General features: G+C 62.4%; 20 protein-coding genes and 1 tRNA gene. 15 read left to right on the plus strand and 6 right to left on the minus strand.

Features of this window, described 5'->3' with window-relative positions; all coding sequences use genetic code 11:
- Window position 1: 1 nt before the first annotated feature.
- The 5 genes from HMPREF3056_RS10250 to HMPREF3056_RS10270 all read left to right on the plus strand — a co-directional run bounded on the left by HMPREF3056_RS10250 (window position 2) and on the right by HMPREF3056_RS10270 (window position 12,288).
- The gene (locus HMPREF3056_RS10250) at window positions 2–8,923 is read left to right on the plus strand and encodes a type I polyketide synthase (protein WP_070754698.1); all 8,922 of its coding nucleotides are present in this window, start codon (window positions 2–4) and stop codon (window positions 8,921–8,923) included.
- 97 nt (window positions 8,924–9,020) lie between these two features.
- Complete coding sequence (locus HMPREF3056_RS10255; protein WP_070680928.1) at window positions 9,021–10,016, plus strand: substrate-binding domain-containing protein; 996 nt, start codon at window positions 9,021–9,023, stop codon at window positions 10,014–10,016.
- On the plus strand, window positions 10,013–11,071 hold the full coding sequence (locus HMPREF3056_RS10260; protein WP_070680926.1) for an ABC transporter permease: 1,059 nt from the start codon (window positions 10,013–10,015) through the stop codon (window positions 11,069–11,071). Before HMPREF3056_RS10255 ends, HMPREF3056_RS10260 begins: the two co-directional genes overlap by 4 nt.
- 2 nt (window positions 11,072–11,073) lie before the next feature.
- Window positions 11,074–11,826, plus strand: coding sequence for an ATP-binding cassette domain-containing protein (locus tag HMPREF3056_RS10265; RefSeq protein ID WP_070516075.1), 753 nt, complete (start codon window positions 11,074–11,076; stop codon window positions 11,824–11,826).
- A gap of 36 nt (window positions 11,827–11,862) precedes the next feature.
- Window positions 11,863–12,288 carry a holo-ACP synthase AcpS gene (locus tag HMPREF3056_RS10270; protein ID WP_070730030.1) on the plus strand — a complete coding sequence of 142 codons (426 nt, stop codon included), beginning with the start codon at window positions 11,863–11,865 and terminating at the stop codon, window positions 12,286–12,288.
- Between the two features lie 13 nt (window positions 12,289–12,301).
- Here the strand turns inward: HMPREF3056_RS10270 and HMPREF3056_RS10275 are convergent, their stop codons facing one another.
- Complete coding sequence (locus tag HMPREF3056_RS10275) at window positions 12,302–12,940, minus strand: TetR family transcriptional regulator (RefSeq protein ID WP_070645945.1); 639 nt, start codon at window positions 12,938–12,940, stop codon at window positions 12,302–12,304.
- Between the two features lie 3 nt (window positions 12,941–12,943).
- Window positions 12,944–13,414: a thioredoxin-dependent thiol peroxidase gene (bcp, locus tag HMPREF3056_RS10280; protein WP_046647348.1), complete on the minus strand. Its 471-nt coding sequence runs from the start codon at window positions 13,412–13,414 to the stop codon at window positions 12,944–12,946.
- A gap of 198 nt (window positions 13,415–13,612) precedes the next feature.
- On the opposite strand from bcp, the gene HMPREF3056_RS10285 reads away from it, so the two are divergent.
- The 5 genes from HMPREF3056_RS10285 (at window position 13,613) to HMPREF3056_RS10305 (ending at window position 17,683) form a co-directional block, all read left to right on the plus strand.
- The gene (locus tag HMPREF3056_RS10285; RefSeq protein WP_010191207.1) at window positions 13,613–13,891 is read left to right on the plus strand and encodes a DUF3618 domain-containing protein; all 279 of its coding nucleotides are present in this window, start codon (window positions 13,613–13,615) and stop codon (window positions 13,889–13,891) included.
- A gap of 267 nt (window positions 13,892–14,158) precedes the next feature.
- Window positions 14,159–15,295 (plus strand): ABC transporter substrate-binding protein, encoded by a 1,137-nt coding sequence (locus tag HMPREF3056_RS10290; RefSeq protein ID WP_070754699.1) that lies wholly within the window; start codon window positions 14,159–14,161, stop codon window positions 15,293–15,295.
- A 2-nt stretch (window positions 15,296–15,297) separates the two neighbouring features.
- Window positions 15,298–16,413, plus strand: coding sequence for a FecCD family ABC transporter permease (locus tag HMPREF3056_RS10295; protein WP_246822510.1), 1,116 nt, complete (start codon window positions 15,298–15,300; stop codon window positions 16,411–16,413).
- Window positions 16,404–17,165 (plus strand): ABC transporter ATP-binding protein, encoded by a 762-nt coding sequence (locus HMPREF3056_RS10300; RefSeq protein ID WP_046647345.1) that lies wholly within the window; start codon window positions 16,404–16,406, stop codon window positions 17,163–17,165. Before HMPREF3056_RS10295 ends, HMPREF3056_RS10300 begins: the two co-directional genes overlap by 10 nt.
- A gap of 11 nt (window positions 17,166–17,176) precedes the next feature.
- Window positions 17,177–17,683: a 2'-5' RNA ligase gene (locus tag HMPREF3056_RS10305; RefSeq protein WP_046647344.1), complete on the plus strand. Its 507-nt coding sequence runs from the start codon at window positions 17,177–17,179 to the stop codon at window positions 17,681–17,683.
- 87 nt (window positions 17,684–17,770) lie between these two features.
- On the opposite strand, the gene HMPREF3056_RS10310 is transcribed toward HMPREF3056_RS10305, so the two are convergent.
- Window positions 17,771–17,843, minus strand: a tRNA-Lys gene (locus tag HMPREF3056_RS10310).
- A gap of 286 nt (window positions 17,844–18,129) precedes the next feature.
- Between HMPREF3056_RS10310 and HMPREF3056_RS10315 the strand changes: the two genes are divergently transcribed.
- The 4 genes from HMPREF3056_RS10315 (at window position 18,130) to sucD (ending at window position 22,322) form a co-directional block, all read left to right on the plus strand.
- Window positions 18,130–19,359 (plus strand): L,D-transpeptidase, encoded by a 1,230-nt coding sequence (locus HMPREF3056_RS10315; RefSeq protein ID WP_049155797.1) that lies wholly within the window; start codon window positions 18,130–18,132, stop codon window positions 19,357–19,359.
- A gap of 55 nt (window positions 19,360–19,414) precedes the next feature.
- Window positions 19,415–20,059: a hypothetical protein gene (locus tag HMPREF3056_RS10320; RefSeq protein ID WP_046647341.1), complete on the plus strand. Its 645-nt coding sequence runs from the start codon at window positions 19,415–19,417 to the stop codon at window positions 20,057–20,059.
- Between the two features lie 203 nt (window positions 20,060–20,262).
- The gene (gene sucC, locus HMPREF3056_RS10325; RefSeq protein WP_175973599.1) at window positions 20,263–21,435 is read left to right on the plus strand and encodes an ADP-forming succinate--CoA ligase subunit beta; all 1,173 of its coding nucleotides are present in this window, start codon (window positions 20,263–20,265) and stop codon (window positions 21,433–21,435) included.
- An 8-nt stretch (window positions 21,436–21,443) separates the two neighbouring features.
- Window positions 21,444–22,322: a succinate--CoA ligase subunit alpha gene (sucD, locus tag HMPREF3056_RS10330; protein ID WP_070509719.1), complete on the plus strand. Its 879-nt coding sequence runs from the start codon at window positions 21,444–21,446 to the stop codon at window positions 22,320–22,322.
- Between the two features lie 47 nt (window positions 22,323–22,369).
- On the opposite strand, the gene HMPREF3056_RS10335 is transcribed toward sucD, so the two are convergent.
- Together HMPREF3056_RS10335 and HMPREF3056_RS10340 are read right to left on the minus strand one after the other, a co-directional pair.
- Window positions 22,370–22,915 (minus strand): DNA-3-methyladenine glycosylase, encoded by a 546-nt coding sequence (locus HMPREF3056_RS10335; protein ID WP_070754700.1) that lies wholly within the window; start codon window positions 22,913–22,915, stop codon window positions 22,370–22,372.
- A gap of 27 nt (window positions 22,916–22,942) precedes the next feature.
- Window positions 22,943–23,803 (minus strand): siderophore-interacting protein, encoded by an 861-nt coding sequence (locus HMPREF3056_RS10340; RefSeq protein WP_070754701.1) that lies wholly within the window; start codon window positions 23,801–23,803, stop codon window positions 22,943–22,945.
- Between the two features lie 581 nt (window positions 23,804–24,384).
- Between HMPREF3056_RS10340 and HMPREF3056_RS10345 the strand changes: the two genes are divergently transcribed.
- Window positions 24,385–24,825 (plus strand): GNAT family N-acetyltransferase, encoded by a 441-nt coding sequence (locus HMPREF3056_RS10345; protein ID WP_141759868.1) that lies wholly within the window; start codon window positions 24,385–24,387, stop codon window positions 24,823–24,825.
- Window positions 24,826–25,438: 613 nt separating this feature from the next.
- Here the strand turns inward: HMPREF3056_RS10345 and HMPREF3056_RS10350 are convergent.
- Window positions 25,439–26,578, minus strand: coding sequence for an AAA family ATPase (locus HMPREF3056_RS10350; protein ID WP_070754703.1), 1,140 nt, complete (start codon window positions 26,576–26,578; stop codon window positions 25,439–25,441).
- Between the last annotated feature and the right edge of the window lie 121 nt (window positions 26,579–26,699).

The following is a 26,699-nucleotide window of genomic DNA, read 5'->3' on the forward strand; positions in this document are numbered from 1 at the left end:
GGTGTCTGATTTTCGCGTCATCCAGTCTTTGGCGTCGCGCCTAGACGCCGAGCCCTTCGCACTCTCTTTCTCCGGGCAAGGCTATGCCTGGCTGCCGACGCTGCGCAGTGCCCTCGCTTCCGGCATCCGACCACAAATAACGGAGTACCTCGCGGAAGCTGAGGGACTCCTTGCCCCGCTGGAGGAGGAACTCCTGGCTGCCACTCCGCACGGGTTTGCGCCACTGGTGTGGGCGGACGAGGAGTCAGGGAGGGCACATGCGCTGGGCGACGCCGCACTCTCCACCCCCGGCATTCTCACCGCTCAGCTGGCCGTACTCGAATGCTTGCGCGCGCACGGAGTAGAACTCGACGACGCCGTCACCAGCATTGGTCACTCCCAAGGCGTACTCGCCGCAGCGGTGGTGGAGAAGCGCATGAGACCAGCGGAGGCCCTGGCGCTGGCACACCTCATCGGTGCAGCCATGACGACTACCGCGCGCAGCGCTGGGCTTATACGCACCCCGCAGGGCGCGCCCATGGCGGCGGTGACGGGCGCGACGAGACAGCAACTGCGCGAAGTCGGAGCACACATCGGGCTCGACAACGGCCGTGGGCGCTTCGTCATCGTTGGAACACCGGCTGAGCTCGCCCGAGTGAAGACCACGCTGCAGGAGAGCTCGGACCTCAAGGAAGGGAGGGAAGGGGAGTCAGCCGCCATCGCTGTCACCGACCTTGAGGTTTCAGCAGCGTTCCACCATCCCACTATGCAGTTTGCGGTGGAGCAGGTGGAAAGCTGGGCGGAGCGAATCGGCTTTGACCTAGAAATCTCCGCGCAGCTCGCGCGGGCCGTGCTCACGGATTACGTGGACTGGACCGAGCGCATTGACTCGGCGCTCGAAGCCGGGGCTCGCTGGATATTAGAAGTGGGGCCTTCCCGCGGGGTGGAGCCGTTGACGCGGGACATTGTTGCTGGACGCGGCGTGGGCACGCTTGCCGTGGGGACGGCGGAAGGACTGGCTCAGCTCGCGGAACCGGGTCGCGCACCGGCTCTGCCCCGCGCGTGGTCCGAGTGGGCCCCGCGCATTGCAAACGGGCGCCTAGTGACTGCCTTTACGCGAGCCACCGGCTACTCACCAGTCATGCTCCCCGGGATGACCCCCACCACTGTGGAACCAGGCATCGTCGCCGCAGCCGCCAATGCCGGGCACTGGGCGGAGCTGGCCGGCGGAGGACAGCACACCGATGACATCCTGCAGGAGAACCTGCACAACCTGGGCCGGCTGCTGCAGCCCGGGGTGAACGTCCAGTTCAACGCACTGTACCTTGCGGCTTCCCAGTGGCGTCGCCAGATCGAGGGGCCGAACTCGATTCTGCGAGCACGCGCAGCAGGAGCACCCATCAACGGCGTGGTGATTTCCGCTGGCATTCCGCCTGTGGAGGAGGCCAAAGAGCTGGTGGAGAAGCTCCACGCCGCGAACATCCCGTGGGTCGCCTTCAAACCGGGAACTTCGGCGCAGGTGGAGGAGGTACTCTGTATCGCCGATGCTCTCACTGAGACCACCCTCATCATGCAGCTGGAAGGCAGCGCGGCCGGTGGCCACCACTCCTTAGAAGGTCTCGATGACGTCCTCGTTGCTACTTACGCGCGGATCCGTGAGCGCGACAATATTCTCCTCGCTGTTGGTGGGGGAATTGGTACCCCAGCGCGCGGTGCAGAGTACCTGATGGGTACGTGGGCGCAGCGCTTCGGTCTGCCCGCGGCGCCAGTCGATGCCATCATGGTGGGCACCGCTGTCATGGCGGCGAAGGAATCCACCGCATCCGAGTCGGTAAAACAGGCGCTCGTTGCCGCGCACAGTAGGGATGTTGTGTCGGGCCGCTCGGACCTGGGCGCGGACATTCATGAGATAGACAATTCCTTTGCCCGCGCCGGGCGCCTCCTCGATGAGGTGGCCGGCGATGCCGCGGCCGTGGAGGCACGCTGCGCGGAAATCATTGGGGCTATCGGGCGCACGTGCAAGCCCTACCTCGGCGACCTCGATGAGATGTCCTATTCCGAGTGGCTGCAGCGCTACCTCGAGCTGTCCTACCGGGACGGCTGGGTCGATGAATCCTGGTTGAGCCGATTCACGCGCATGGTGGCTCGCGCCGAAGCCCGTCTGCACCCGACCGATCACGGCGAGATTGCGCTGTGCGTTGAGGTTGACCGCGAAAACCCAGTTGAGGCAATTGCTCAGCTAACCGGACTCTACGGTGACGCCGAGCTGCACCCGACCGATGCCGCGTGGTTCATTCAACTCGTGGACGGTCCGGGCAAACCCGCAAACTTTGTGCCGGTTATCGATTCCGAGGTACGCCGCCGCTGGCGCCGCGACACCTTGTGGCAGGCGCACGATGAGCACTACGAGGCCGATGAGGTCTGCATCATCCCCGGCACGGCGGCTGTTGAGGGAATCGAGCAGGCCAACGAACCGGTGGCACAGATACTAGGCCGCTTCGAGCAGGCGGCGCTTGCGCTTCTCGACGACTCCAGCGAGGAGCCTGTCTTAAGTAATGAAGAGCTCATCCGCCGAGCCCCGGGCCTAAATTGGGCGGGGCGCGAGCAGCCCAACCCCCTGCGTCTTGGACTTGATGGGGCCGAGCTGGACACTGCGGTCGACGGCACCATGTGGTTGACCGTTCCTTTTCACTCCGGAGCTGAGCTGCGCGTTCGCATCACTCCGCCGCGCGTTCCGGGTGCCTCACCACTCGTTAAGGTCGAGGATGCTGAATCCGCCATGCGGGATCTGCTGCGCCAGGCCCTCGGCGGTGACCTACCTGAGGTTGATTCCGGGATCGCAACAATCAGCGCTCACCTCAGCGCCACCGACATTGCCCAGTATGGTGCGGTGACGAGCGGGGAAATGAGCCCTGATGTCTCGCCCGATGTTCTCGTCGGCCCCGCCTGGCCGGCACTCTTCGCCGTCCTGGCCAGTGCCCACACTGAGTCGGGGGAACCGGTGGTGGAGGGCTTCCTTGGCCTCGTCCACCTTGAGCATTCGCTGAGCCTCAAGTCAGACACCTGGGAGCTGCTTCGCAGCAGCGTCGCCCTGGGCTGCGAGCCCTTGGCACTGAACTACACCGCAGCACTGAAAGACGTTCGCGATACGCCCTCGGGGCGCCTCATCGACGTGAGCGTTGCTGTCGCCGCCGCGGTAGGCGGCGGCGAGCGCGAATTTGCGCAGTTGCACGAGCGCTTCCTTATTACCGGGCGGCGCGGCGATGCCCCGCTCGAGCTCGCGCGCGTCACAACTAATGGTGCACAAGAAAACGGGACAGAGACAGCAGAGCCGTCCTTCCGGGAGACGCCGCGCTCCTTCCGCTACCGCACCACCGCAGTGGCACCGGAAGAATTGCGGCCCTTTGCCGTGGTGACAGGGGATAGGAACCCCATCCACTTGTCATCGAACGCGGCGGCACTGGCGGGGCACCGTGAAGGCCCCATCGTCCACGGCATGTGGACCTCGGCGCTGGCGCAAGCAGCCGCGGCTTTCGACGGCGCTCGCGTTCTCGAGTGGTCCGCTACCTGGCTTGCGCCCGCGCTGCCGGGCAGTGAGGTGGAGTTCGAGGTGGAACGGGTGGGTGTCGACAAGCGCAGCGGCTACGGCGAGATCCGCAGCGTGACCGCCACCAGCCAGGGCGTTCCGGTGCTGCAGGCGCGAGCGACGATGAGCAGCCCCACTACCTTCTATGCCTTCCCCGGCCAGGGCATCCAGTCCCCGGGGATGGGGATGAAGGACTATGCGGAATCCGCAGCGGCGCGCGCGGTGTGGGAGCGCGCGGACAAGCACACGCGGCAGAGCTTGGGCTTTTCCATTCTGGAGATTGTCCGCCACAACCCCGACACCGTGGTGGTGGATGGTGAGACCTTCACGCACCCGGACGGCGTGCTCTACCTGACGCAGTTCACGCAGGTGGCCATGGCCACACTGGGCTGCGCACAGATTGCAGCGCTTAAAGAATCCGAGGTCCTTGAAAGTTGTGCCTTCTTCGCTGGACACTCGGTGGGCGAGTACAACGCCCTGGCCGCCTATGCCGAGGCCCTGTCCTTGGAGGCGGTCCTGGACATCGTTTATGTTCGCGGGCTGACCATGCACCGTCTGGTCGAGCGCGATTCCGCGGGTCAGTCCCTCTACGGTTTGGCGGCGCTGCGCCCGCACAAGATGGGGATGAGCGCGGGCGAGGCCTTCGCCCATGTCGCCCGTGTGGCCGCAGAGACCGGCGAGTTCCTCGAGGTGGTCAACCACAACATCGCCGGGCGCCAATACGCGGTCGCCGGCACGAAGACGGGCCTGGATGCGCTGGCGAGCGACGCCGAGCACCGCGCCCCCGGGCAGCGCGCCGTCATCCCCATCCCGGGTATCGACGTGCCCTTCCATTCCTCCCGCTTAGTGGGCGGCGTGGCAGATTTCCGCGCGCACCTTAACGCCCTCATCCCTCGGGAGGTCAACCTTGAGGCGCTGGTGGGGCGCTATATTCCAAACCTCGTGGCACGGCCCTTCGCGCTAAGCCGCGAGTTCGTGGAATCCATCGCCGCGGTGGTGGACTCGGAGCCCATCGCGGAGATCCTGGCGGACTTCGATGGTGCCATGGCGAGCCCGGCGCGCTTGGGACGAACCCTGCTCATCGAGCTTTTGGCTTGGCAGTTTGCCTCCCCGGTGCGTTGGATAGAGACCCAGGACCTGATCCTCGGGCAGCTCGGCGTGGAGCGTTTCATTGAGGTCGGCGTTGGCAGCGCGCCGACGCTGACCAACATGCTGGGCCAAACCCTGCGCCTGCCCCAGCACGCGGGCAGCACCGACATCGAGGTGCTCAACTACGAGCGCGACCGCGGGCGGGTCTTTGCCGACGACGCCGAGACGGCACCCGAGCCAGCAGCGCAGGTGGCTGGACAGCCGGAGACCACCGAAGCGGAACCGGAAGTATCTGAGCCGCAGCAGTTAACGCACACCACACACCATGAAGAAACCGTGCAGGCACCACGTGAGGAAGCGCCGGCCGCCGTCGATGACCTCCCGCTGAGCGTGCACCAGGCCCTGGAGATGCTCATTGGGCTGTGGACCAAGGTCCGGCCTGACCAGATGGCGGCGACCGATTCCATCGAAACCCTCGTGGAAGGCGTATCCTCCCGCCGCAACCAGTTGCTCGTTGACCTCGGCGTGGAGTTCGGCGTCAGCGCCATCGAGAATGCCGCGGATGCGCCTCTCCCGCAGCTGGCGGAGACCGTGGCGCAGCGCGCGCCGGGCTACGCAACGTTTGGGGAGGTCCTCGCGGAGCATGTCGCGCAGGCGCTCACCCGGCTCACGGGGCCGGCGGGCAAGAAGCCGAGCTACGTGGCCGAACGCGTGAGCAGTACCTGGGGATTGGGCCCGGGCTGGGCCGATCGCGCGACCGTGCAGATGGTCCTGGGCACGCGTGAGGGCTCGTCGCTGCGCGGCGGGAACTTGGCTAGCTTACCCATGACCGGCGTGACCTCGGTGGCTGAGCTCGACGCGCTGATCGACGCCGCCGTGCGCGCCGCCGGTGAGCGCGAAGGAGTCTCGCTGCAGAAGGCCGCAGCAGCAACACCACACGAGACCGTAGACCCAGAGGCGGTGCGCGCCTATACCGAGCGCCTTGAAACGGCACTGAAGGACTCCGCCCGCGCCGCACTCGCTGCCCTGGGACGTGAAGCCACCCCGACTGAGCAGGGGGACAGCGCCGCGCACACGGAGCTGGAGCAACTCGTTGCCGCGGAGCTGGGCCCCGACTGGCAGCAGCGCGTCGCCCCCGCTTTTGATGCTCGCAAGGCAGTGCTTCTCGATGACCGCTGGGCCAGCGCCCGCGAGGACATCGCCCGCGCGGCGGCCGCCGGGGAAACAGAGCCCAAGCTGGACGTGCTGGGCGCCGGCGAGGAGGTTGCGCTCCTGGCCGAGCACTTCGGCTACGAAGACTTAGCCCGCGATGCCCGCACCCCGGCCGACGGGTTGCTCTTCGCTGACCAGGTAGCCGTGGTGACGGGTGGCTCGCCGGGCTCGATTGCCGCCGAGCTCATCGGCGAGCTGCTCGCGGAGGGCGCAACCGTCATCGCGACGACCTCCCAGCTAAACCACGAGCGCCTGGAGTTTTATAAGGAGCTCTACCGCAACCGTGCCGTCGGTGCGGCGGCCCTGTGGGTGGTTCCAGCAAACCTCAATTCCTTCGCGGACGTGGATGCGCTCGCTGAATGGATTGCCGCAGAGCGCACCGCCACCGTGGGTGGTGAGTCCGTGCAACTGAAGCCGGCTTACGTGCCGGATCTCCTCTTCCCTTTCGCCGCGCCGCGCGTAGCGGGCACCCTCGCAGATGCCGGGGCAGGGGCGGAGTCCCAGATGCGTCTGCTGCTGTGGTCGGTAGAAAAGCTCATCGCGTCGCTGTCTGGCGTAGGCGCGGATACACACGTGGGCCACCGGCTGCACGCGGTGCTTCCGGGCTCGCCCAACCGTGGGCGCTTCGGCGGCGATGGCGCCTACGGCGAGGCCAAGGCGGCCCTCGATGCCTTGGTTAACCGCTGGTCCGCAGAGCAGTCCACGTGGGGCGCGCGGACCTCGCTGGTGCACGCCCACATCGGCTGGGTGCGCGGCACCGGCCTGATGGGCGGCAACGATCCGCTGGTGGAGCAGGTAGAGGCCCGCGGCGTGCGGACCTTCTCAGCGAAGGAGATGGCGGTGCTGCTTCTCGACGCCACCGCCTCTTCCGACATCCGCGCCGAAGCAGCACAGGCGCCGCTGAGCGTGGACCTCACTGGCGGGCTGGCCGAGGCCGAGCTAGACCTAGCCGCGCTTGCCCGGGATTCACAGTCAGAGGATGCAGATGCATCGAGCGCAGCTGCTAGATCGGGCGAAGAGAAGGCTCCGCGAACGGCGAAGGCCCTGCCGAATGTGCTGAGGCCTGCAGAGTGGACCAGCCCCGACTTCAGCGGGGTGACGCAGTCCCTCGAGGACATGGTGGTCATCGTCGGTGCCGGCGAGCTCGGTCCGCTGGGCTCCTCGCGCACGCGCTTTGAGGTGGAGGTCGGCGGAGAGCTCTCTGCGGCTGGCGTGCTGGAGCTGGCGTGGAGCCGCGGGCTCATCAGCTGGGATGAGCGCACGGCCGGATGGCTGACAGTCGAAGGGGAGGAGTTAGCGGAGGAAGACGTCTACGAGCGCTTCCACGACGAGGTCCTCGCCGGGATTGGTGTGCGCCGCTTCCACGATGACTTCGGCCCGCACCTGCCCATGGTGGATAACCTCGCGCCCGAGCTGACCACCATCTACTTGGAGAAGCCGCTGAGCTTCACCGTGGGGGATGAGGCGACAGCGCGGAGCTTCGTCGATAGTTGCGAGGGCGCCACACTGCGTCGCGTCACTGATCCGACTGGTGAGGTTGAATGGCAGGTCACCCGGCCCGCAGGCTCGTCGGTGCGGGTTCCGCGGCGCGTGGCCATGACCCGCTTTGTGGGCGGCCAGATACCGCAGGGCTTCGACCCGCAGGTCTACGGCATTCCCGCGGACATGGTGGATAACCTCGACCGCCTTGCCCTATGGAACCTGGTGTGCACCGTGGATGCCTTCCTCTCCGCAGGCTTTAGCCCGGCCGAGCTCTTGGCCCATGTCCACCCGGCGCGCGTGAGCTCCACCCAGGGTACCGGCATGGCGGGCCAGGGGGCGTTGCGCTCGCTGTACGTCGATAAGCTCTTGGCCCAGCCGCGCCCCAACGACATCCTCCAGGAAGCGCTGCCCAACGTCATTGCCGCGCACGTGATGCAGTCCTATGTCGGCGGCTATGGCCAAATGGTGCACCCGGTGGCCGCCTGTGCCACGGCGGCGGTGTCGGTAGAGGAGGGCGTCGACAAGCTGCGCCTGCACAAGGCCGATTTCGTGGTGGCCGGCGGCGTCGACGCCCTGTCCATCGAGGGCATTACCGGCTTTGGTGACATGGCGGCCACCGCCGATAGCGCCGAGATGATGTCGAAGGGGATTGAACACCGCTTCTTCTCCCGTGCTAATGACCGCCGCCGCGCTGGCTTCGTGGAATCCGAAGGCGGCGGAACCATCCTGCTTGCACGGGGAAGCTTTGCGGCACAGATGGGGCTGCCCGTCCTTGGCGTGGTGGGCTTTGCCGAGTCCTTCGCCGACGGCGCGCACACCTCCATCCCCGCGCCGGGCCTGGGTGCACTCTCGGCGGCGCGGGGCGGCACGAATTCCCGCCTGGCCCGCTCGCTGGAGGCCCTCGGCGTGGGCGCGGACGATATTGCGGTGGTGTCGAAGCACGATACGTCCACCAACGCCAACGACCCCAACGAATCGGACCTGCACGAGCGCATCGCCGCCGCACTCGGCCGCAGCCCCGGCAACCCGCTCTATGTGGTTTCGCAGAAGAGCCTGACCGGGCACGCCAAGGGCGGTGCCGCCGCCTTCCAGCTGGTGGGGCTGTCCCAGGTGCTGCGCAGCGGAATTCTCCCGCCGAATCGTTCGCTTGATTGCGTCGATCCCGTGCTGCGCCGTCACTCGCACCTGCTGTGGCTGCGCCAGCCGTTGGACCTTCGCCGCACCCCGCCGAAGGCGGGCCTGGTGACCTCCCTGGGCTTCGGGCATGTTTCCGCCCTCATCGCGCTGGTCCACCCGGGTGCTTTCTTTGCTGCGTTGGCTCGGGAGCAGGGTGGGGGCGTGGCCGAAGCCTGGCGGGCAGCCGCTACCGATCGCGAGCGGCGTGGTCTGCGGCGCCTAGAAGATGCCATGCGAGGTGGAGCAGCGCTGTACGAGAGGCCGGTGAACCGCAACCTCGGCTCGGGCCCAGCTACCGAGGTGACCGAAAGAGAGGCCGCAGCGTTGCTGAGCGAGTCCGCGCGCTTGCGCGGAGGCACCCTGGATCCGGAGGGAGGAAACACAACACAACGGGGGTAGCGGGCGCTAGAGTATCCCCAGCGTGCACCCTCTGGAACGATAAAGAAGCAGGTCAGACGGGTTGGAGAAGTCCCCCAATCTGGGGCACCATGCAAGGGTGAATAAAGCTAAGAAGCCACTACTAGGCCTTATTTCGGTAGCCGCTGCCACCCTTCTTGCCGCCTGCTCCGCCACCGGTGGTGCGCCCCGCCCCGAAGCGGACGGCGAGCTAGCCGGTGGCGTCGACACTGAGCGTCTTGTCGTCGCCATGATTTCCCACGGCGCGCCGGGAGATACGTACTGGGACCTCGTGCGCAAAGGTGCGGAGGATGCCGCCCGCAAGGACAACATCGAGCTGCGCTACTCCTCCGACCCGGAAGCGCCCAACCAGGCTAACTTGGTGCAGTCCGCCATTGACTCCGGTGTGGACGGCATTGCCGTAACCATGCCCAACTCTGCGGCGATCGGGCCGGTAGCCAAGAAGGCCGCGGATGCCGGCATCCCCACCGTGGGGCTTAACGCCGGCATGGATGATTATCAGAAGTATGGAATGAGCGCCTTCTTCGGCCAAGAGGAAAAGGTGGCCGGTACCAAGGCCGGTGAGCGCCTCAAGGACGATGGCGCCAAGCACGTTCTGTGCGTCATCCACGAGCAGGGCAACTCTTCACAGGAGTCGCGCTGCGCCGGCGTGAAGGACGGCCTGGACAACGGCAAGGTGGAGATCCTCTACGTCAACGGCAAGGATCTGACCTCCGCGCAGTCCACCATTAACGCGAAGCTGAGCCAGGATCCTTCCATCGATTGGATCATGGCGCTGCAGGCCTCCGTGGCCATGCGCTCCGCCGACGCGGTTGCCGACGCCTCCTCCCAGGCCAAGGTCTCCACTTTCGACACCAACGCCGAGCTTGTCGACGCCATCGCGGACAACCGCATAGAGTGGGCCGTCGATCAGCAGCCTTATATGCAGGGCTACCTCGCCGTCGACTCGCTGTGGTTGGCGCACCGCAACGGTTCCACGATGGGCGGCGGCCGCCCCGTGTACACCGGTCCCTCCTTCGTGGATTCCACCAACGTGGACATCATCTCCGAATCCGCTAAGGCAGGTCTGCGATGAGCGAAACCGCTACTGCATCAGACGAGGCTCTATCTAGCCCCGCCGATACGCGCCTGACCCGTCGCAGCGGTTTCGCGCGCCTCATCCGCCGCCCAGAGTTGGCCAGCCTGCTCGGTGCTGTGGTCATCTTCGTCCTCTTTATGATTGTGGCGCCCGCCTTCCGCTCGGTGGAGGCCTTCTCCACGGTGCTCTACGCCAGTTCCACGCTGGGTATCGTGGCCCTGGCGGTGGGCCTGCTCATGATTGGTAACGAGTTTGATTTGTCCTCGGGCGTGGCGGTGACCTCCGCGGCGCTCGTGGCCACCATGCTCAACTACAACTTCCACCTAAACTCGTGGGTGGGCGTGGGGCTGTCCCTCATCACCGCACTGACCATCGGTGCGCTCAACGGCTTCCTTGTGGTGCGCACCAAGATTGACTCCTTCCTCATCACCCTGGCGGCCTTCCTCATGCTGCAGGGTCTCAACCTGGCGATTACCAAGCTGGTCACCGGCCAGGTAGCAACCCCGATTATCTCGGACATGGAGGGCTTCGGCTCTGCTCGCGTCATTTTTGCCGGCACTATCCACATCGGCAGCTTGAGCATCCGCGCTACCGTCATCTGGTGGATCCTCTTCGTCGCTATTGCCTCGTGGGTGCTCTACAAGACGCGCTGGGGAAATTGGATCTTCGCCGTTGGTGGCGACGATGAAGCCGCCCGCGCCGTCGGCGTTCCCGTGCGCCGCGTCAAGGTGGCGCTGTTCATGCTCGTCGGATTTGCAGCGTGGTTCGTGGGCATGCATACCCTTTTTGCCTTCGACTCCATCCAGGCCGGCCAAGGCATTGGTAACGAGTTCCTCTACATCATCGCTGCGGTCATTGGAGGCTGCTCCATGACCGGTGGGCGCGGTACCGCGGTGGGCACCGCCATCGGCGCGCTTATTTTCGGCATGACCAACCAGGGCATCGTGTACGCCGGCTGGAACCCCGACTGGTTCAAGTTCTTCCTCGGCGCGATGCTGCTCTTTGCTGTGCTCACGAACACCTCGGTGGCCAACTTTACGAGGAAGCGATAACCATGATTGAGCTGCACGATATTTCCCAAACCTTCGGCAACTTCCACGCCCTGCGCGGTATCAACCTCCGCGTCAAGGAAGGCGCAGTGACCTGCGTTCTGGGTGATAATGGCGCGGGCAAATCCACGCTGATCAAGATCCTCGCCGGCCTCAACCAGCCCACCGGCGGCACCATCACCGTCGATGGGGAAGAGGTGAATTTCACCAGCCCGCGCGATTCCCTCGATGCTGGTATAGCTACCGTGTACCAGGATTTGGCGCTGGTGCCTTCGCTGTCGGTGTGGCGCAACTTTTTCTTGGGTCAGGAGCTCACCGGGGCGCTGGGGAGCTTGCGTGAAGAAGAAATGAAGCGGATTACGCATGACCAGCTGGCCGAGATGGGCATTGAGCTTGGCGACGTCTCCGTGGAACTCTCAGCTCTCTCCGGCGGCCAGCGCCAGGTGGTCGCCATTGCCCGCGCCATCTACTTCGGCGCGCGCTACATCATCCTGGATGAGCCCACCGCCGCGCTCGGCGTGAAGCAATCAGGCATGGTGCTGCGCTTTATCGACGCCGCCCGCGAACGCGGCATGGGCGTGGTGTTTATTACGCACAACCCGCAACACGCCTACCTCGTGGGCGATCACTTCATCGTGCTCACGGTGGGGCAGATGTCTCTCGACGCTTCCAAGGAGGAGGTCACGCTGCCGGAGCTGACCCAGTGGATGGCCGGCGGCGACGAATTGGAGGAGCTCAAGCAGGAGCTGGCGCGCTAAACCACGGTTGGCGCAACTAAGCTGGTCTGCATGACTATGAGTGGCGTGAGCGTGGGCACCGACTTGGTGCACATTCCGTCCTTTGCCCAGCAATTGGCGCTTCCCGGTACACGTTTTGCGCGGGTCTTCAGCGCCTCCGAGCTGCGCGTGGCGCAGGCTCGTGGGCTAATCGGTGCTGCCCGCGCGCAGCACTTCGCGGGGCGCTGGGCAGCGAAGGAGGCCTTCATCAAGGCGTGGTCGCAAGCGCTCTACGGGCGCCCGCCGGTCCTGGCGGAGGAGGCCGTGGACTGGGCCGAGATTGAGGTCCGCCCGGATGCGTGGGGGCGCGTGGCAGTTGAACTGCGCGGGGAGATTGCCCGGCTCGCGCGGGAATCCCTGGGGGATTTTTCTACGGCGTTGTCGATCAGCCACGATGGTGACTACGCCACCGCTACCGTGCACCTTTCGCGGCACACGCCATAACCCACGCCATGACCTAGGCGCTGGTCGCGATGGCGAAGAGGTAGGCGATGAGCATGCGCTTAATCTCTTCCACCACGCCATCGAAGCTCTCCTCGGAGCGCATGGTGCTGTAGTTGAGCAAGGACACCACGGTGTGGACGAGGAAGGCGGCGATCTCCACTCGGGCGTCGGCGTCCATGCCCTGTGCAAGAGGCTCGATGATTTCCGCGATGGGCTTGAGCAGGCTGAGCTCGGTATCAGCGGCCGTGGCGCGGGTAGCTGGCGTGGACTGCACGGCGTGCCACACCGCGCGGCGCGAAGGGTCCTCGCGCCAGACGCGAGCCATGCGGTCAATGAATTCCTCGAGAAAGTCCGGCCACTGCAGGGCCGGCACGCGTTGGGAAAAACGCTCAACCTCCGCCTGCATTGCGGCGGTGTCTTGGCGGTCGAGCTCGCAGATCAGTACGTACTTGTTGGCAAAATACTGATATAGCGTGCCGATCGGTACTTCCGCGCGGCGCGAGACCTCGTCGAAGGTAAAAGACTCAAAGCCATAGTCCACGAGCGCCTGACGCGCGCAGGACAAAATCCGGTCATACTTGGCCCGGCTGCGTGCCTGCGCTGGGCGACGCCTCGGGACCAGAATCTCCGGTGACTTCGAGCTAGATTCCACGGTTTAGTTGAGCCCCTTGAGCACGCGGGCGACGTGGCCAGTGGCCTTGACGTTGTACATGGCCTGGCCGATCGTGCCGTCTTCCTCGACGAGGAAGGTAGAGCGGATAACACCCTGGACGATCTTGCCGTAGTTCTTCTTCTCGCCGAAAGCGCCGTACGCAGTCATGACCTCCTTATCGGGGTCAGAGAGCAGCGGGAAGTTCAGCTCGTGGTCCTCACGGAACTTAGCCAAGGCCTCGGGCTTGTCGGGGGAGATGCCCACCACGGCGATGTTCATGCCATTGAGCTGCTCTAGGCTATCGCGGAAGTCGCAGGCTTCCTTCGTGCAGCCAGGGGTGTTGGCGCGCGGGTAGAAGTAAACCACGACGCGCTGGCCGGCATAGTCGCTCAGGCTTACGGTGTTGCCGGCATCATCGCTGAGGGAAAAAGCGGGGGCTTTGTCACCCACGGACAGTCGTTGTGCTTCAGTCATGGTGTATAGCCTACCGTGCTCTCCCTTAGGACTCTTTGGTGAATCTCAGTTCGCTCGCCGCAGCACAGCTGAGACAAAACTTGGCCAACTCTGCAGGGGAGCTGGTGGTCAATGTAGAATGTCCACGTTAGAACCACAACGGTTAGATAGAAGCTAACCGCAACAACACCGAACGAAGTCAAAATTCAGGAGATTCACGTGGCACGCAACATTGATGATATCCAGCGCGACATCGAGCGCACCCGCCGTCAGCTGGCTAGTACCTTGGATGAGCTCGCTGATCGCAGCAAGCCGCAGAACTTCGTCGAGGATGCTAAGGGCGCGGCAACCCAGAAGCTGCAGGAGCGCAATGTGCAGATGGCGCTCGCCGGCGTTGGCGCGGCCGTCGTAGGCCTCATCGCTTTTTCCGTCTTCCGCTCCAAGCGCCGTAAGTCCGATATCAAGGAGCTGCAGCGCCTGCTCGCTGAGCGTCGCTAGCGCGGGCGCGCGCCAGTGGGCGCGACTGCGCGCAGAGAGGCCCTGCCTTGGGGAATGCCTGGGGTGGGGCCTTTTTACGCTCCGCATAAATTAGAAAGAGTATTGCCTACCCTATGACAGCTTTGGGTAGCCTTACCTGACTGTGTAGTATGAACCTCCGGACAGACCGCAAGACGAAAGTTTGAAGGAGAAATTGTGCTTCACGTATCGACGCCTGCAGGTCAGGCATCCCGTCCACGCACCGGGCGAGTAGTAGGGGCGTGCGCCATGGTGGCGGCGCTGGCCGGCGCGCTGGCGGGCTGTGCCGCCGACAATGCCGGTGCTGGCAGCGAGCAGGCCGGGACTGCTGCTGTGAGTTTCACAGACCTTGCCGGCCGCCAGGTGGAGCTGGACCACGCGCCGGAACGCGTCATCCTGGGAGAGGGCCGCAGTGTCTTTGCCACCGGCATCCTCAACAAGGAAGACCCGCTGGACAAGGTCGTGGCCATCGGATCGGACCTGAAGCAGAATGTGCCCGACTACTACCGCGAGCTGGAAAAGACCACGCCCAAAGTCAACGAGCTGCCGGAAATCGGCGGCTTCACCAAGGGTGATGTCACCGTGGAGGAGCTCATCAGCCTCGACCCGGACCTCATCGTGCTCTCCAAGGATCAGTATGAGGCCTCCCAGACCGCCGGGCTCACCGACAAGCTGGACCAGGCCGGCCTGACCTATGCCGTCACAGACTTCCGTTCCAAGCCCTTGGAGAACACCGTGCCCACCATGGAAATCTTCGCCGATATCTTCGGCCACGAGGACCGCGCGGAGGAGTTCATCGCAGACTGGCAAAAGAACGTTGACCTGGTAACTGAGCGCGCAAAGAAGGCGCAGGATAAGCCGTCCACCTTCGTGTGGCGTGCAGCAGGTATCTCAGATTGCTGCGGCTCGTGGAACGACTCCAACATTTCTGAACTGGTCAATGTCGCCGGCGGAAAGAACGTGGCAGATGGCATCATCGAGGGCGAGTCTGGCGCACTGACCCCGGAGAAGGTCATCGATGCTGATCCCGACATGATCATTGCTACCGGCGGCGACTGGTCCGCCAAGGCTGATAACGCAAAAGGGCACACCGGATTCGCTGCCGTCGGCTATGGCATCAGCGATAAGGATGCCCACGACAGCGCTGCCACGTTGGCCGGCGTCCAACCTGGTTTTGAGGACCTCTCCGCCGTCAAGGGGCACAACCTCCACGGCCTGTGGCACCAGTTCTACAACTCGCCCTTCAACTACCTAGCACTCCTCCAGATCGCCGCGTGGCTCCACCCGGAGGATTACGCAGACGTCAACGTGCAGCAAGAATGGGCAGAAGCCCAAGAGAAATACTCGCCCGTCCCCGGCGACGGAACCTTCTTCAGTACCAACTAGTCATGAGCATTCTCCCCTCAACCGCGCGCTCGGCAAGCCCTGAACGGACCACGCGCGCAGAAACCGCGGTGCTTCCCGTGGAGGCCCTCGCACGCGAGCACTCCCGCGTGACCCGCCGCCGTATCGCCATCGTCGCCGGGCTTATCGTCGTAGCACTCGCCGCATTCGTCCTTAGCGTGATCGTTGGTGCCATCGACCTCACCCCGGGGCAGGTGCTGCGGGGGATGGTGGATCCGGGAGGCGTCGACAAGCAAACGCGTACAGTCCTGTGGAGCCTGCGCCTGCCTATGGCCGTCATGGCGCTGCTTATCGGCGCCAGCCTGTCACTGGCTGGCGCGCAAATGCAGACCATCCTGGATAATCCGCTGGCGGAGCCCTTTACCCTCGGCATCTCCGCGGCGGCTGCTTTCGGCGGGGCCAGCGCCATCGTTCTGCGGTGGCAGCTCCTGGCCCAGCCGCAGTTTAACCTTGCGCTCATCGCGTGGCTGTCGGCGGCGCTCGCCACGGCCATCATCGTCGTTGCCGCCGTTATCCGCGGCGCGAAGTCCGAGACGATGGTGCTGCTCGGCATCGGCCTCGTCTTCTTCTTTCAGGCTATGCTGGCGCTCATTCAATACCGTTCTTCCAGCGAGGCTCTCCAGCAGATCGTTTTCTGGTCCATGGGCTCGCTCACCCGCGCCAGCTGGCAGGCCAACGCCGTGCTAGCCGGCGTGCTTGCAGTGGCGCTGCCCATCCTGGGCGCGCTGTCGTGGCGGCTGACGGCGCTGCGGCTTGGCGATGCCCGCGCCACCGCCCTCGGTGTCAACACCTCCCGTCTGCGCGTGATCGTGCTCGTCGTGGTCTCACTCGTCGCGGCCACCACCGTGGCCTTCGCTGGCATCATCGGCTTTATTGGCCTAGTAGGCCCTCACATCGCGCGCATGCTGGTGGGGGAGGACCAACGCTACTTCGTGCCGGCATCCATGGCCGCGGGCGCGGCGGTGATGTGTGCCGCCCATGCGCTGAGCCTCGTCATTAAGCCCGGGCTGGCCATCCCCATTGGCATCGTGACCTCACTATTGGGCGTGCCGTTCTTCATCGCCATCGTCATGACCCGGAGGAGGGCATTGTGGACGTAGAACTCACCATAGCTGATCTGACCGCCGGCTATGGTTCGCGCACGGTGGTAGACGGGCTGAGTCTCCCCACGCTGCGCGGCGGGCAGGTGGTGGGCTTGCTGGGGCCGAACGCGTCTGGCAAGACCACCACCATTAAGGCGCTCGCCGGCGTGCACCGCGCGCGGGGTGGCACGGTTGATTTTCGTGTCGACGGCCAAGCCCCGCGCGGGCAGCGGCGCCGCCAGCTCATTGGCTACGTGCCGCAGGGCCTGCCGCACACCGCGGCGCTGCGGGCGTTTGAGGCGGTGCTGATTGCGGCGCGGCGCGAAGCATGCGAGGACCCAATCACCCGCACAGCCGAGGTCCTGCACTCCATGGGGCTCGATGAGATTGCGCAGCGCTACCTCAATGAGCTCTCTGGAGGCCAGCGCCAGCTCGTCGCCGTGGCGCAGATGCTCGTGGGGACCCCTGGGCTCATGCTTCTCGACGAGCCCACTTCTGCCCTCGATCTCAACCGCCAGCTCTTCGTCTTGGGCCGCGTGCGGGCAAAAGCTCGGGAGGAAGGCAGCCTCGCGTTGGTGGCGATTCATGACATCAATCTGGCCGCCCGGATGTGCGATCAGCTTGTCGTGCTTCACGGCGGCAAGGGACGCGCTCACGGCGCGCCGGGGGAGGTGCTCACGGAGGAACTCTTGCGCGAGGTCTACGGCGTAGAGACGGATGTGCTGGACCACCGCGGGCAACCCATCGTGGCGCTGCGAGAGGTTAGTTAGACTCGGGCCGTGTGAGCCGAAATTCGCCCGAGAACCTCCTGCTGTACCTCACCCCGGAGGATGAAGACACGATCCGGGAAGTCTATGCTGCCCTGGCTCAGCGTGGCTTTCCGGTGCAGCACCAGCGCCCGCACATTACGGTAACGTTTGCGCCGGCGCTCGAGACCGCAGTCGTCGACAAGGCCCGCACTCTGTTGCCGCCGCTACTGCCGGCGCTGTTTCATCGCGTCGGGACGGTGGTATTCGGGAGGAAAAGCAAGCAGACCGTGGCCTGGCTTCTGGAGACCACCGATGAGCTAGAGATTGCGGCGCGCCAGATAAGTGCCGCGAACCCCGAGGGGCGCGGCCCAAGGTGGACCCCGCATCTGACGGTGGGGCTGCGCCTGCCTCGGACGCTGGTGCCTGACTATATGCGTGCCCTCGATGAGATTGCCGGGCCGGAGCATAAAGAATTCACTGCCGAATATGCCGCCTGGTGGCGGCCCAAGACGCAGCGCTTGGAGGTCTTCGGGTCTTAAAGGCCTAACCCCCTTAACCCCTTAACGCGGTCGTCGGCTTAAGGGACGAAGAAACCCCCTTCATCTAGGATGAAGGGGGTTAAACTGTGCGCCATCAGGGAATCGAACCCCGAACCCACTGATTAAGAGTCAGTTGCTCTGCCAATTGAGCTAATGGCGCTGGTGTTTACCTAGCTGGCTCTGATTTCCTCAGTGCCTGCCGTGCAACGAGATGTAACTTTAACACCCTCTTCCTGAAAAGGTAAAATCGCCAGGTGAATAAAGGTTTTTGAGCTCCTTAGGTAGCGGCTACTTTTCTCTTCTTTGAAAGCGTGGAATGTGGGAGTGGGGAAGACCGGTAACGAAACGGTTAAGGGCGGTGGCGCTAACTAGTGAGAAGGCCGTGCAGGCAGTTAGGCTTAGTGCACTCTTGTCCTTGTCTGTCCTTTTATGAGCTAGGGGTTTGTGTGCACTCTCTATTCCCTTCTGCACGTCCCGCAGTGCTTCTCTCGAGTCTCATTGCGACTGCCTCCCTTCTGACCGCCTGCACCATTGGCGGGGTCGAGAACTCCAGCCCGGCCGATAGCCACTCTGAGGCAGACGCCCAAGTGAGTGCGGCGGCGGATGCGTCGGCGTCGGCAGCCGCTAAGGCGAAGCAACTACAGTTCTCTGTCAAAGACGGTGCTAGTGATGTCGATCCTTCCGAACCGGTCGAGGTCACTTCTCCTGCGGGCCTGAAGTCGGTGACGATGACCAACGAGGCTGGCAAAGTGGTGGAGGACGAGCTGTCGAGTGATTCGACCACGTGGAAGAGTGCCGAAGTTTTGGGCTACAACCGCACCTACACCATCGATGCCACAGACAAGGATGGCACCCACAAGACCATCACCTTCACTACCCCGCAGGCCGCGGCGGTGTCTGAGGTGGCGTTGAGCCCGCTGCCGGACTCCGAAGTAGGAGTGGGCCAGGTTATCGGCGTGCGTTTCGGCAACTACGTCACCGACCGCAAGGCGGCCGAGAAGGCCATCACGGTCAAGACCGAGCCTGCCGTTGAGGGGGCGTTCTACTGGGTAAATAACCAGGAGGTGCGCTGGCGCCCGCAGAACTACTGGGAGCCGGGCACGAAAGTGACTGTCGACGTCGACCTGTATGGCCGCAACCTTGGCGGCGGTGTTTACGGCGGCGAGGATGCCTCCACCAACTTCACTATCGGTGACCGCGTCATCACGCTGGTCGATAACAACACGAAGATGATGTCGGTGTTCAAGAATGGCGAGGTGCTGCGCCGCATTCCGGTGTCGATGGGCAGGGATGGCCAGTGGGACACCCCGAATGGCGCCTACATCATCGGTGACCAGTACCCGTCCCTCACTATGGACTCGACTACCTTTGGCCTGGCTCTCGACGCCGGCGGTTATAAGACCGACGTTCAGTGGGCGACCCAGATGTCTTACTCCGGAATCTATGTCCACGCGGCGCCCTGGGCTGTGGGTGCGATGGGCAGTTACAACCAGTCCCACGGCTGCATCAACGTGACTACTGAGGCTGCTCAGTGGTTCCAAAACACGGTCAAGCGCGGCGATATCGTGAGGGTTTCCAACACCGGCGGTGGCGTGTTGAGCCCGCTCGACGGCCTGGGGGATTGGAACATGGACTGGGAAACGTGGTCTGCGGGGAACGCTACCGCTAACCAGTAGCCCGGTTGATTGCCGGGGTAGCCTTGCGGAAAAACTGCCAAGGAAAGGGCCCCGGATGAACTGGTATAAGCGAGCTGCGATAGTGCTACTAGCGCCGTTGGCGTTGGTGGCGTGCTCCTCGGAAGGCGGTAGCACGCATGAGGAAAGCGAAAGTGCAAGCCCGTTTGTATCAAGCGTTAGCGCTGCCGCTCCAGCTGAGGAAGGTACGTGCGCGACTGAATTCGATGTCCCGGCGCTGTTGGAGGCGATGCCGGAGGAATTCGCTGGCCTGGCGCACGACCCCACATATGACGCGGGTGAGCCTGATGGCTGGGGGCGCTTCTATCAGGCGGATGGGCTGCAGTTTATGGTCGGTTCCAGCTATCTAGATGAGAAAGAAACTGACCCCTGTCCACAGGACAATGAGCAGGCCGCGCGAGACGTGCGCTCGTTCATTGCCGAGGACTATCAGCGTCAGGAGCGAGAGAACGGCGAAGAGGTCAAACCTTTTGAGGACCTCGACTTCACTGAGGGTGGCCGCTACTTTGCCTGCGCGAAGCACCCGGAGGCGGACCTGCGGCAGTTCTTTTGCGTGACCACCGTGGGTAATGCGGAAGTGGTTAACTACATGTTCCGGCACTCGATGGGTGATGCGAAGGACGTGGAAGACATGAAGAGCGCATCGAAGGAATTGGCCGCGATTATTGACAGCGTTGCCTAGGGTTACCGTCTAGGGTGCCCCCGAAAGTGAAGTCAGTTAATTCGCTATTGGCATACTGTGGCCTTGCAACGGGCGGCGTTGCGTCATGCCCGCGCACTTTGTGAAGCACTGCGCAGGCGCGAATGTTAAGTGGTTTGCATCACGTCTCTGTTTTGGTGAATCTTGTGGAGAACTAGTTATTCACTGCAAAGATGGAGGCAGAAGTGGATCTCTACGAGTACCAAGCTCGAGACCTCTTTGAAGCTCATGGGGTTCCCACCCTGAAGGGCATTGTTGCGACCTCGGCCGTGCAGGCTGAGGAAGCAGCCACGAAGCTGGGCACGCCGGTGGTTGTGGTCAAGGCACAAATCAAAACCGGTGGGCGCGGCAAAGCCGGGGGAGTCAAGCTAGCGCACAGCCCCGCGGAAGCTGCGGAGAAGGCCAACGAGATCCTGGGCCTGAAAATCAAGGGCCACACCGTGCGCAAGGTGATGGTGGCAGAAGGCGCAGACATCGCTGAGGAATACTACTTCTCGATCCTCCTCGACCGCACCAAGCGCCGTTACCTGGCCATGCTCTCCAAGGAAGGTGGCGTGGAGATTGAAAAGCTGGCCGAGGAGCGCCCAGATGCCCTGATTAAGCGAAGCTTCTCCCCGCTCGACGGCATGACGGACACCCTCGCTAGGGACATGGCATATGAGGCGGGGTTTGATGAGGGGGACGTCGCCAAGCTCGTGCCCGTGTTCAAGAAGCTTTACACGGTCTATACCGAGGAAGACGCCACGCTGGTGGAAGTTAATCCGCTGGTCAAGACGTCAAGCGGCGAAATTATTGCGCTCGATGGCAAGGTCACGCTGGATGATAACGCGCAGTTCCGCCACCCCGAGCACCGCGACCTGCAAGACCACGGTGCGACAGACCCGCTGGAGCTCAAGGCGCAGAAGATGGGATTGAACTATGTCAAGCTCGATGGTTCGGTGGGTGTCATCGGCAACGGCGCTGGCTTGGTGATGTCAACGCTCGACGTCGTGGCCTACGCCGGTGAGGACCTTGCATCGCAGCCGAAGCCCGCGAACTTCCTGGATATCGGCGGTGGTGCCAATGCGGAAGTGATGGCTAACGGGCTTGAGGTGATTCTCAGTGACCCGCAGGTGAAATCTGTCTTCGTCAATGTCTTCGGTGGCATCACCGCCTGCGACGAGGTTGCCAAGGGCATCGTGCAGGCGTACAAGATTTTGGATTCTGAGGGGATCGAACCCAAGCCGCTCGTGGTGCGCCTCGACGGCAACAACGCCGAGCTGGGACGCTCGATTCTTAATGACGCACACCTGCCCAAACTGGAGCAGGTTGAAACCATGGATGCTGCTGCCCGCAGGGCTGCTGAGCTGGCGAACTAGGAGTAGATATGTCGATTTTTCTCAACAAAGACTCGCGGATCATTGTGCAGGGCATGACGGGTTCGGAAGGCATGAAGCACACGCGCCGCATGCTGGCGTCCGGGTCCAACATCGTAGGTGGCGTCAACCCGCGCAAGGCAGGCGAACGCGTGGACATTGATGGGCGCGAGATCCCTGTGTTTGGCAGCGTGCGCGAGGCTATGCAGGCGACAGGCGCTAACGTCACCGTCATCTTCGTGCCGGCAAAGTTCACCAAGGATGCGGCGGAGGAGGCGATCCGCGCTGGCATTGAGCTCGTCGTGATCATCACCGAGGGAATCCCCGTGAAGGACACTGCGGAGCTCTATGCGTTGGGGCGAGAGTCCAAGACGCGCATCATCGGCCCCAATTGCCCAGGGCTGTACACGCCGGGTGAATCCAATGCGGGCATTATCCCGGCGGAGACCGCTCCGAACCCGGGAAAGATTGGCTTGGTGTCGAAGTCGGGCACGTTGACGTACCAGATGATGTACGAGCTCTCTGACATCGGCTTTAGCACGTGCGTGGGAATCGGTGGTGACCCGATCATCGGTACGACGCATATTTCTGCGATCGAGGCATTCCAGAATGACCCGGACACCGAGGCAATCATCATGATCGGTGAGATTGGCGGCGATGCAGAAGAGCACGCTGCGGCTTATATCAAGGACCACGTGACGAAGCCGGTCATTGCCTACATCGCTGGATTTACCGCACCAGAAGGCAAGACGATGGGCCACGCCGGTGCCATCGTCTCGGGCGGTTCCGGTACGGCAGAAGGAAAGAAGGCAGCACTGGAGGCCGCCGGTGTAAAGGTAGGAAAGACCCCGTCCCAAGCGGCAGAGTTGGTGCGAGCAGCCTTGGCATAGCTGCGTGAGGCATGGGTGCTGTTCGCCCCATGCCCCTCACATAAGAACTAGCGGGGGAGACCGCGGCGTCGCGACACCGTCTTGTCGAAGGGAATCCAAAAGCGTAAGGCTGCGTCTTGGTTCTTGGAGATTCCGATGCGCGGCCCGCGGACCCACTCCGGCTCGCTCTCGCGCTCGCTGAGGAGGACGGGCGTGCCGTTGTCCGCGATGCTGAAACCAAGGGCCTTGCCCACATTGCCAGGGCCGCGGGCGAGATTATGAAACTCCGTGTCGCCCCTCCGCTGGTACGCGAGGTCTATACCGTCGATTACTTCGCCGGCCCGCAGCAGGCAGCCCTCGCCGGTCCCCTCGGGTGCACAAACGATATTGCCGTTCCGGTGGATGCCGTAGGACACATAGACGTAGAGGCGGCCGGGCGGACCGAACATGGCGGCGTTGCGTGGGGTACGTCCGTTAAAGGTGTGCGAGGCCTCATCGCCTGAGCCGAGGTAGGCCTCCACCTCTGTGATGCGAATGGAGACGCCGTTGTGCGTCAGCACCATTCCCAGCAGTTGGGGAGCGACGATGTCTGCGGAGGCGGTGAAATCGATCATTGCCGCAGTCTAACGTGCGAGCGAGATTTAGGCTTTGGCCTTGTCTTCTTCGGCTTCAATTTCGGCGTTGAATTCGCGCTTGGAGGCCTGCCACTGGTCCTCAGTCATGCCGATGCGCCAGTAGCCAGAGATAGAAACGTCTTCCTTGGGAATTCCAGATTCCACGAATAGGAAGCGACGCAGCTCTTTGATCATCTCGGCGACACCGTGAATGAACCAGTTGGTTGTCTTCCCCGTAGGGATACCAGCTTCGCGCACCACGAGGGATAGCTCAGTACCGGGGGTAGCGCCATTGCGGACCACCCAGATGACCTCCACGCCCTCGCGGGTGGGGAGGTCAAACGTGCGGTCTTCGGCCGCGATCTCGATGTATGCAGTTGCAGTCGCGCCTTCGGGGAGACGCTTCAAGCCGGCGCCGATGGCCGGTGCCGCGGATTCATCGCCAGCGAACACAAAGTGCTCATATTCTTCGGTGGGTCCCCACGCACCACCTGGGCCGAGGAAACCGATCTTCTCTCCGACTTCGGCGACCCGTGCCCACGGGCCAGCCAGGCCAGAATCACCGTGGGTGACAAAGTCAACGTCGAAGTCCCCGGTTTCCGGGTTCAGGTTGATCAGGGTATAGGTGCGGAGAATCGGTTGTTTATCACGCGGCTGCTCTTCACGAATCTGCTGGACATCAAACGGCCAAGAGTAGTCAGCGCTTTGTGGTACGAACAACAGCTTGATGTAGTGATCCGTAAACTCCAGCTCTTTGCCCACAAAAGCCGGGGAGTTCATGCTCAACCGAACCAAGTCCGGAGAGACCTGGTGACGACCAGTCACGGTTGCTTCATGCGCCTTGCGGGGCTTGCGCTTCGGCGCCACTTCTTTAGTTTGGGCAGCCATTGTTATCACTGTCCTTCGGAATACTTGAGTTGCTGTGAGGGCGGGAGCCTACACAATACTAGATTAGGTAAGGCTAACATATCCAAGGCTAGGGTGGTTCGGCGCAAAAGATTAACCCCGCATCCTGCACAAGCAGAATGCGGGGTCTATTCGGGGTGGCTGACGGGGCTCGACCCGCAACACCCAGGGGCGCAGTTTCGTAATTTTCGTTAGTGGGTGTAGATGGTCTTATGAGGGACCCTTGCAGCGAGAGGAGTGTTTTCGGAGTGGTCCTCCTGCACTGTGGTACGACGATCTACGACTGACTACGCGTAGATTAAAGCGTAATTAAGCGCATGACGGATTCGATGTTCGCCCGGTCGGTGTAGTACTCGTCGGCGCAGGAAACCACCGCAGCAGTGGTCTTTTAGCGGGGTGGCTGCGGACGCCGTGTTATCGGCGGACAGACTCTATTTGTACTAAACCCCTCAGCACCGGAGGATGATCGCGAATTGTGGCTACTGTTGATCTGGCGATATGCGGCCGTGACAGATGATTTGCACAGGTTAATTTCCGTGTGGAACAGGAAGTATGATAATGACATGGACCTCTCGTTTCGTCCCATCACCGACCCCATGACATTCTCGCAGGACATCGCTGGTGATTATGAGTTCAATCAGCATTGGTTGGGCACATACCGACTATCCGAGGACCATGAATGGTACGAGGTGCGCGATGGCGGTGAACAAGTTGCGTTACTGGAGTTGGACTTGAAGCCTCACCGAAGTTACTGGCGTGACTCCGCCTACCCTCTGCCAATGGATGGCCCCGACGTGATCGAGATTCAGTTCATCGACGTCAGGCTCGCTCATCGGGGTCGTGGCATAGGAAAAGAAATCGTTCACTGGGTGGCAGAGCAGTACCCACAGCGGCAAATGCTGGCGCTGGCTGAAGCATCGGACGGATTCTGGCAATCTTTAGGGTGGGACTTAATCGTGCCTGATGAAAGCGGATTCCGTCCGATGTACGCTTCGCCGCTATAGCGCCGAGATGAGCCAGTCAACCCATGAGCAGGGACAAGGTAGCGAACGCACTTCAATTAACTTTCACTTTGAGGTAGCCATCACGTAGTATTAAGAACCCTTAGTTGTACTTAGTTAGGTGGGGCCCGCGCGGCGGCAGTAAGGGCACTGGCCCAGTAAATGGATGACGTCGGCTTGGAGGTCTGCCGGGACGGCGTAGAAACTCAGCCCGCCTCCGGGGCTTGTCGGCCCAGGTTGTTGGCCAAGCGTTGCCCGGAGGCAGGCAGGTGTGCCGCGGTTCCCAGTGTGATGTGATGATGCCAGCCCAGCCAGGTTCGGCCCTCGGAATGATCCAGGCCTAGCCCGGGCTTCAACTCCCGGTAGTCATGTTCGATGCGGCCTGTGGATCTTCGCCCACCGGAACAACACCTCGATCGGGGTGCCCTCACCCAGAGCCAATAACCAGTAATCACTGGGCTCAGCTGCGCCGTCGGACCACTCGGCCCGTAACCAGCACCTCGGCAGCGACCCGTCCGGATTGCGGGTGCCCCGCGCACCCGCTCAATCTCATCTGTCCACATATGCGCAGATCTGGTCCTGCAGACACCTCACCGCAAGAGCTAACAAAGCACTACTAGGGCCTCTCGCTCTGAGTATTCTTGAGAAGGCTCGTCGCTAACTCGAACCCAATCACTTGGTCAATACTGCTGCTCAACTTGCGGACATTTCCAAGTTGCCCAGCGTATTGCTTCATCTGAGTTCTAAGGCTGTCGACGTTTAGTTGCGCCTGTTCGGTTGAATCTAGTTTGCCCACCTTTGAGTCAATGAGTTGATCTGCAATTAAACTCACTTCTTCGACGCTCAAGGGATGAAACTCAATAAACGCATTGAAACGGGAGTAAAGTGCTTCTCCCAATGCCTTTTTCACCGCCTCCTCGGAGCCATAATTCGACGTGCAGATGATGAGCGGGCTTCCCACCTTCGTACGATAGTTCTTGTCTTCCAGAACGCCCTCGTCAAACAATTCGTAAAAGGCGCTATGGAAGACTGGGCTCGCCTTATCGAACTCATCGAACAGGATCACGTTGGACTCTCGTTCCATCAAGTCATGTGCGAGTGAGGGTTCTTGGTGACTGCCTCCGAACACGTAGGAGGCAAACTTTTCGCTATGAAGCATGGAGAATTGCTTACGGAAAAGGTCTCCGCCAGCGAGTTTGCTGATGAACTTGGCGGTCTCAGTTTTGCCAACACCCGACGGGCCATAAAACATCACGACTACCGGCCTGTTCTCTTTTTGGCAAGCTAACGGATACATAGCGGCTAAAAGCTCATCCTTTACAGAACTTTGCCCGACCAAGTGGTCATTAAAATCGTCGTAAAATTCTCGAAGAAGTTGGGGACTAAATCCACCGTACTCGTAGTGGATCTCCGTCACTTCCGCAATGCGCTGAACATGAGAGCGGACCACTTGTGGAGGATTGTTTAAGTAAATGTTCTTGGGGTCGATAGACCGAATTAGACCGCCGAAATTGGAAATCGTTGCCTCGACCAAGCTCGCATAATCACCAGAGTTGACGACGACATACTCTGGCCTTTCCACAGGGTCCTGGTCCTCGGTAGGGGACGCATCACGTTGCACTATTACGAGTTCCCGCGCCCTGCTGTCTCGTTCATAGACAATGTCTAAGAATGACTCTGATCCGATTGTGTCGGTCTGCTCTTCAAACCACGAGGGGGGACCATAATAGATTTTTGCCTTCAAGCTGCGACTCATTCCGCCGCCTTGCCATCAACTGCGGCAAGAACTACATCAAAAACCGGCAGAGCAGTGTCCTCCCTAGAGCCCAGATCTGCTTGCGTGGAATTGAGGTTACCCTCGTTTAGTGGACACCCTA

This window comes from Corynebacterium sp. HMSC056F09 (genome assembly GCF_001815785.1).
Classification (GTDB): Bacteria; Actinomycetota; Actinomycetes; order Mycobacteriales; family Mycobacteriaceae; genus Corynebacterium; species Corynebacterium hiratae.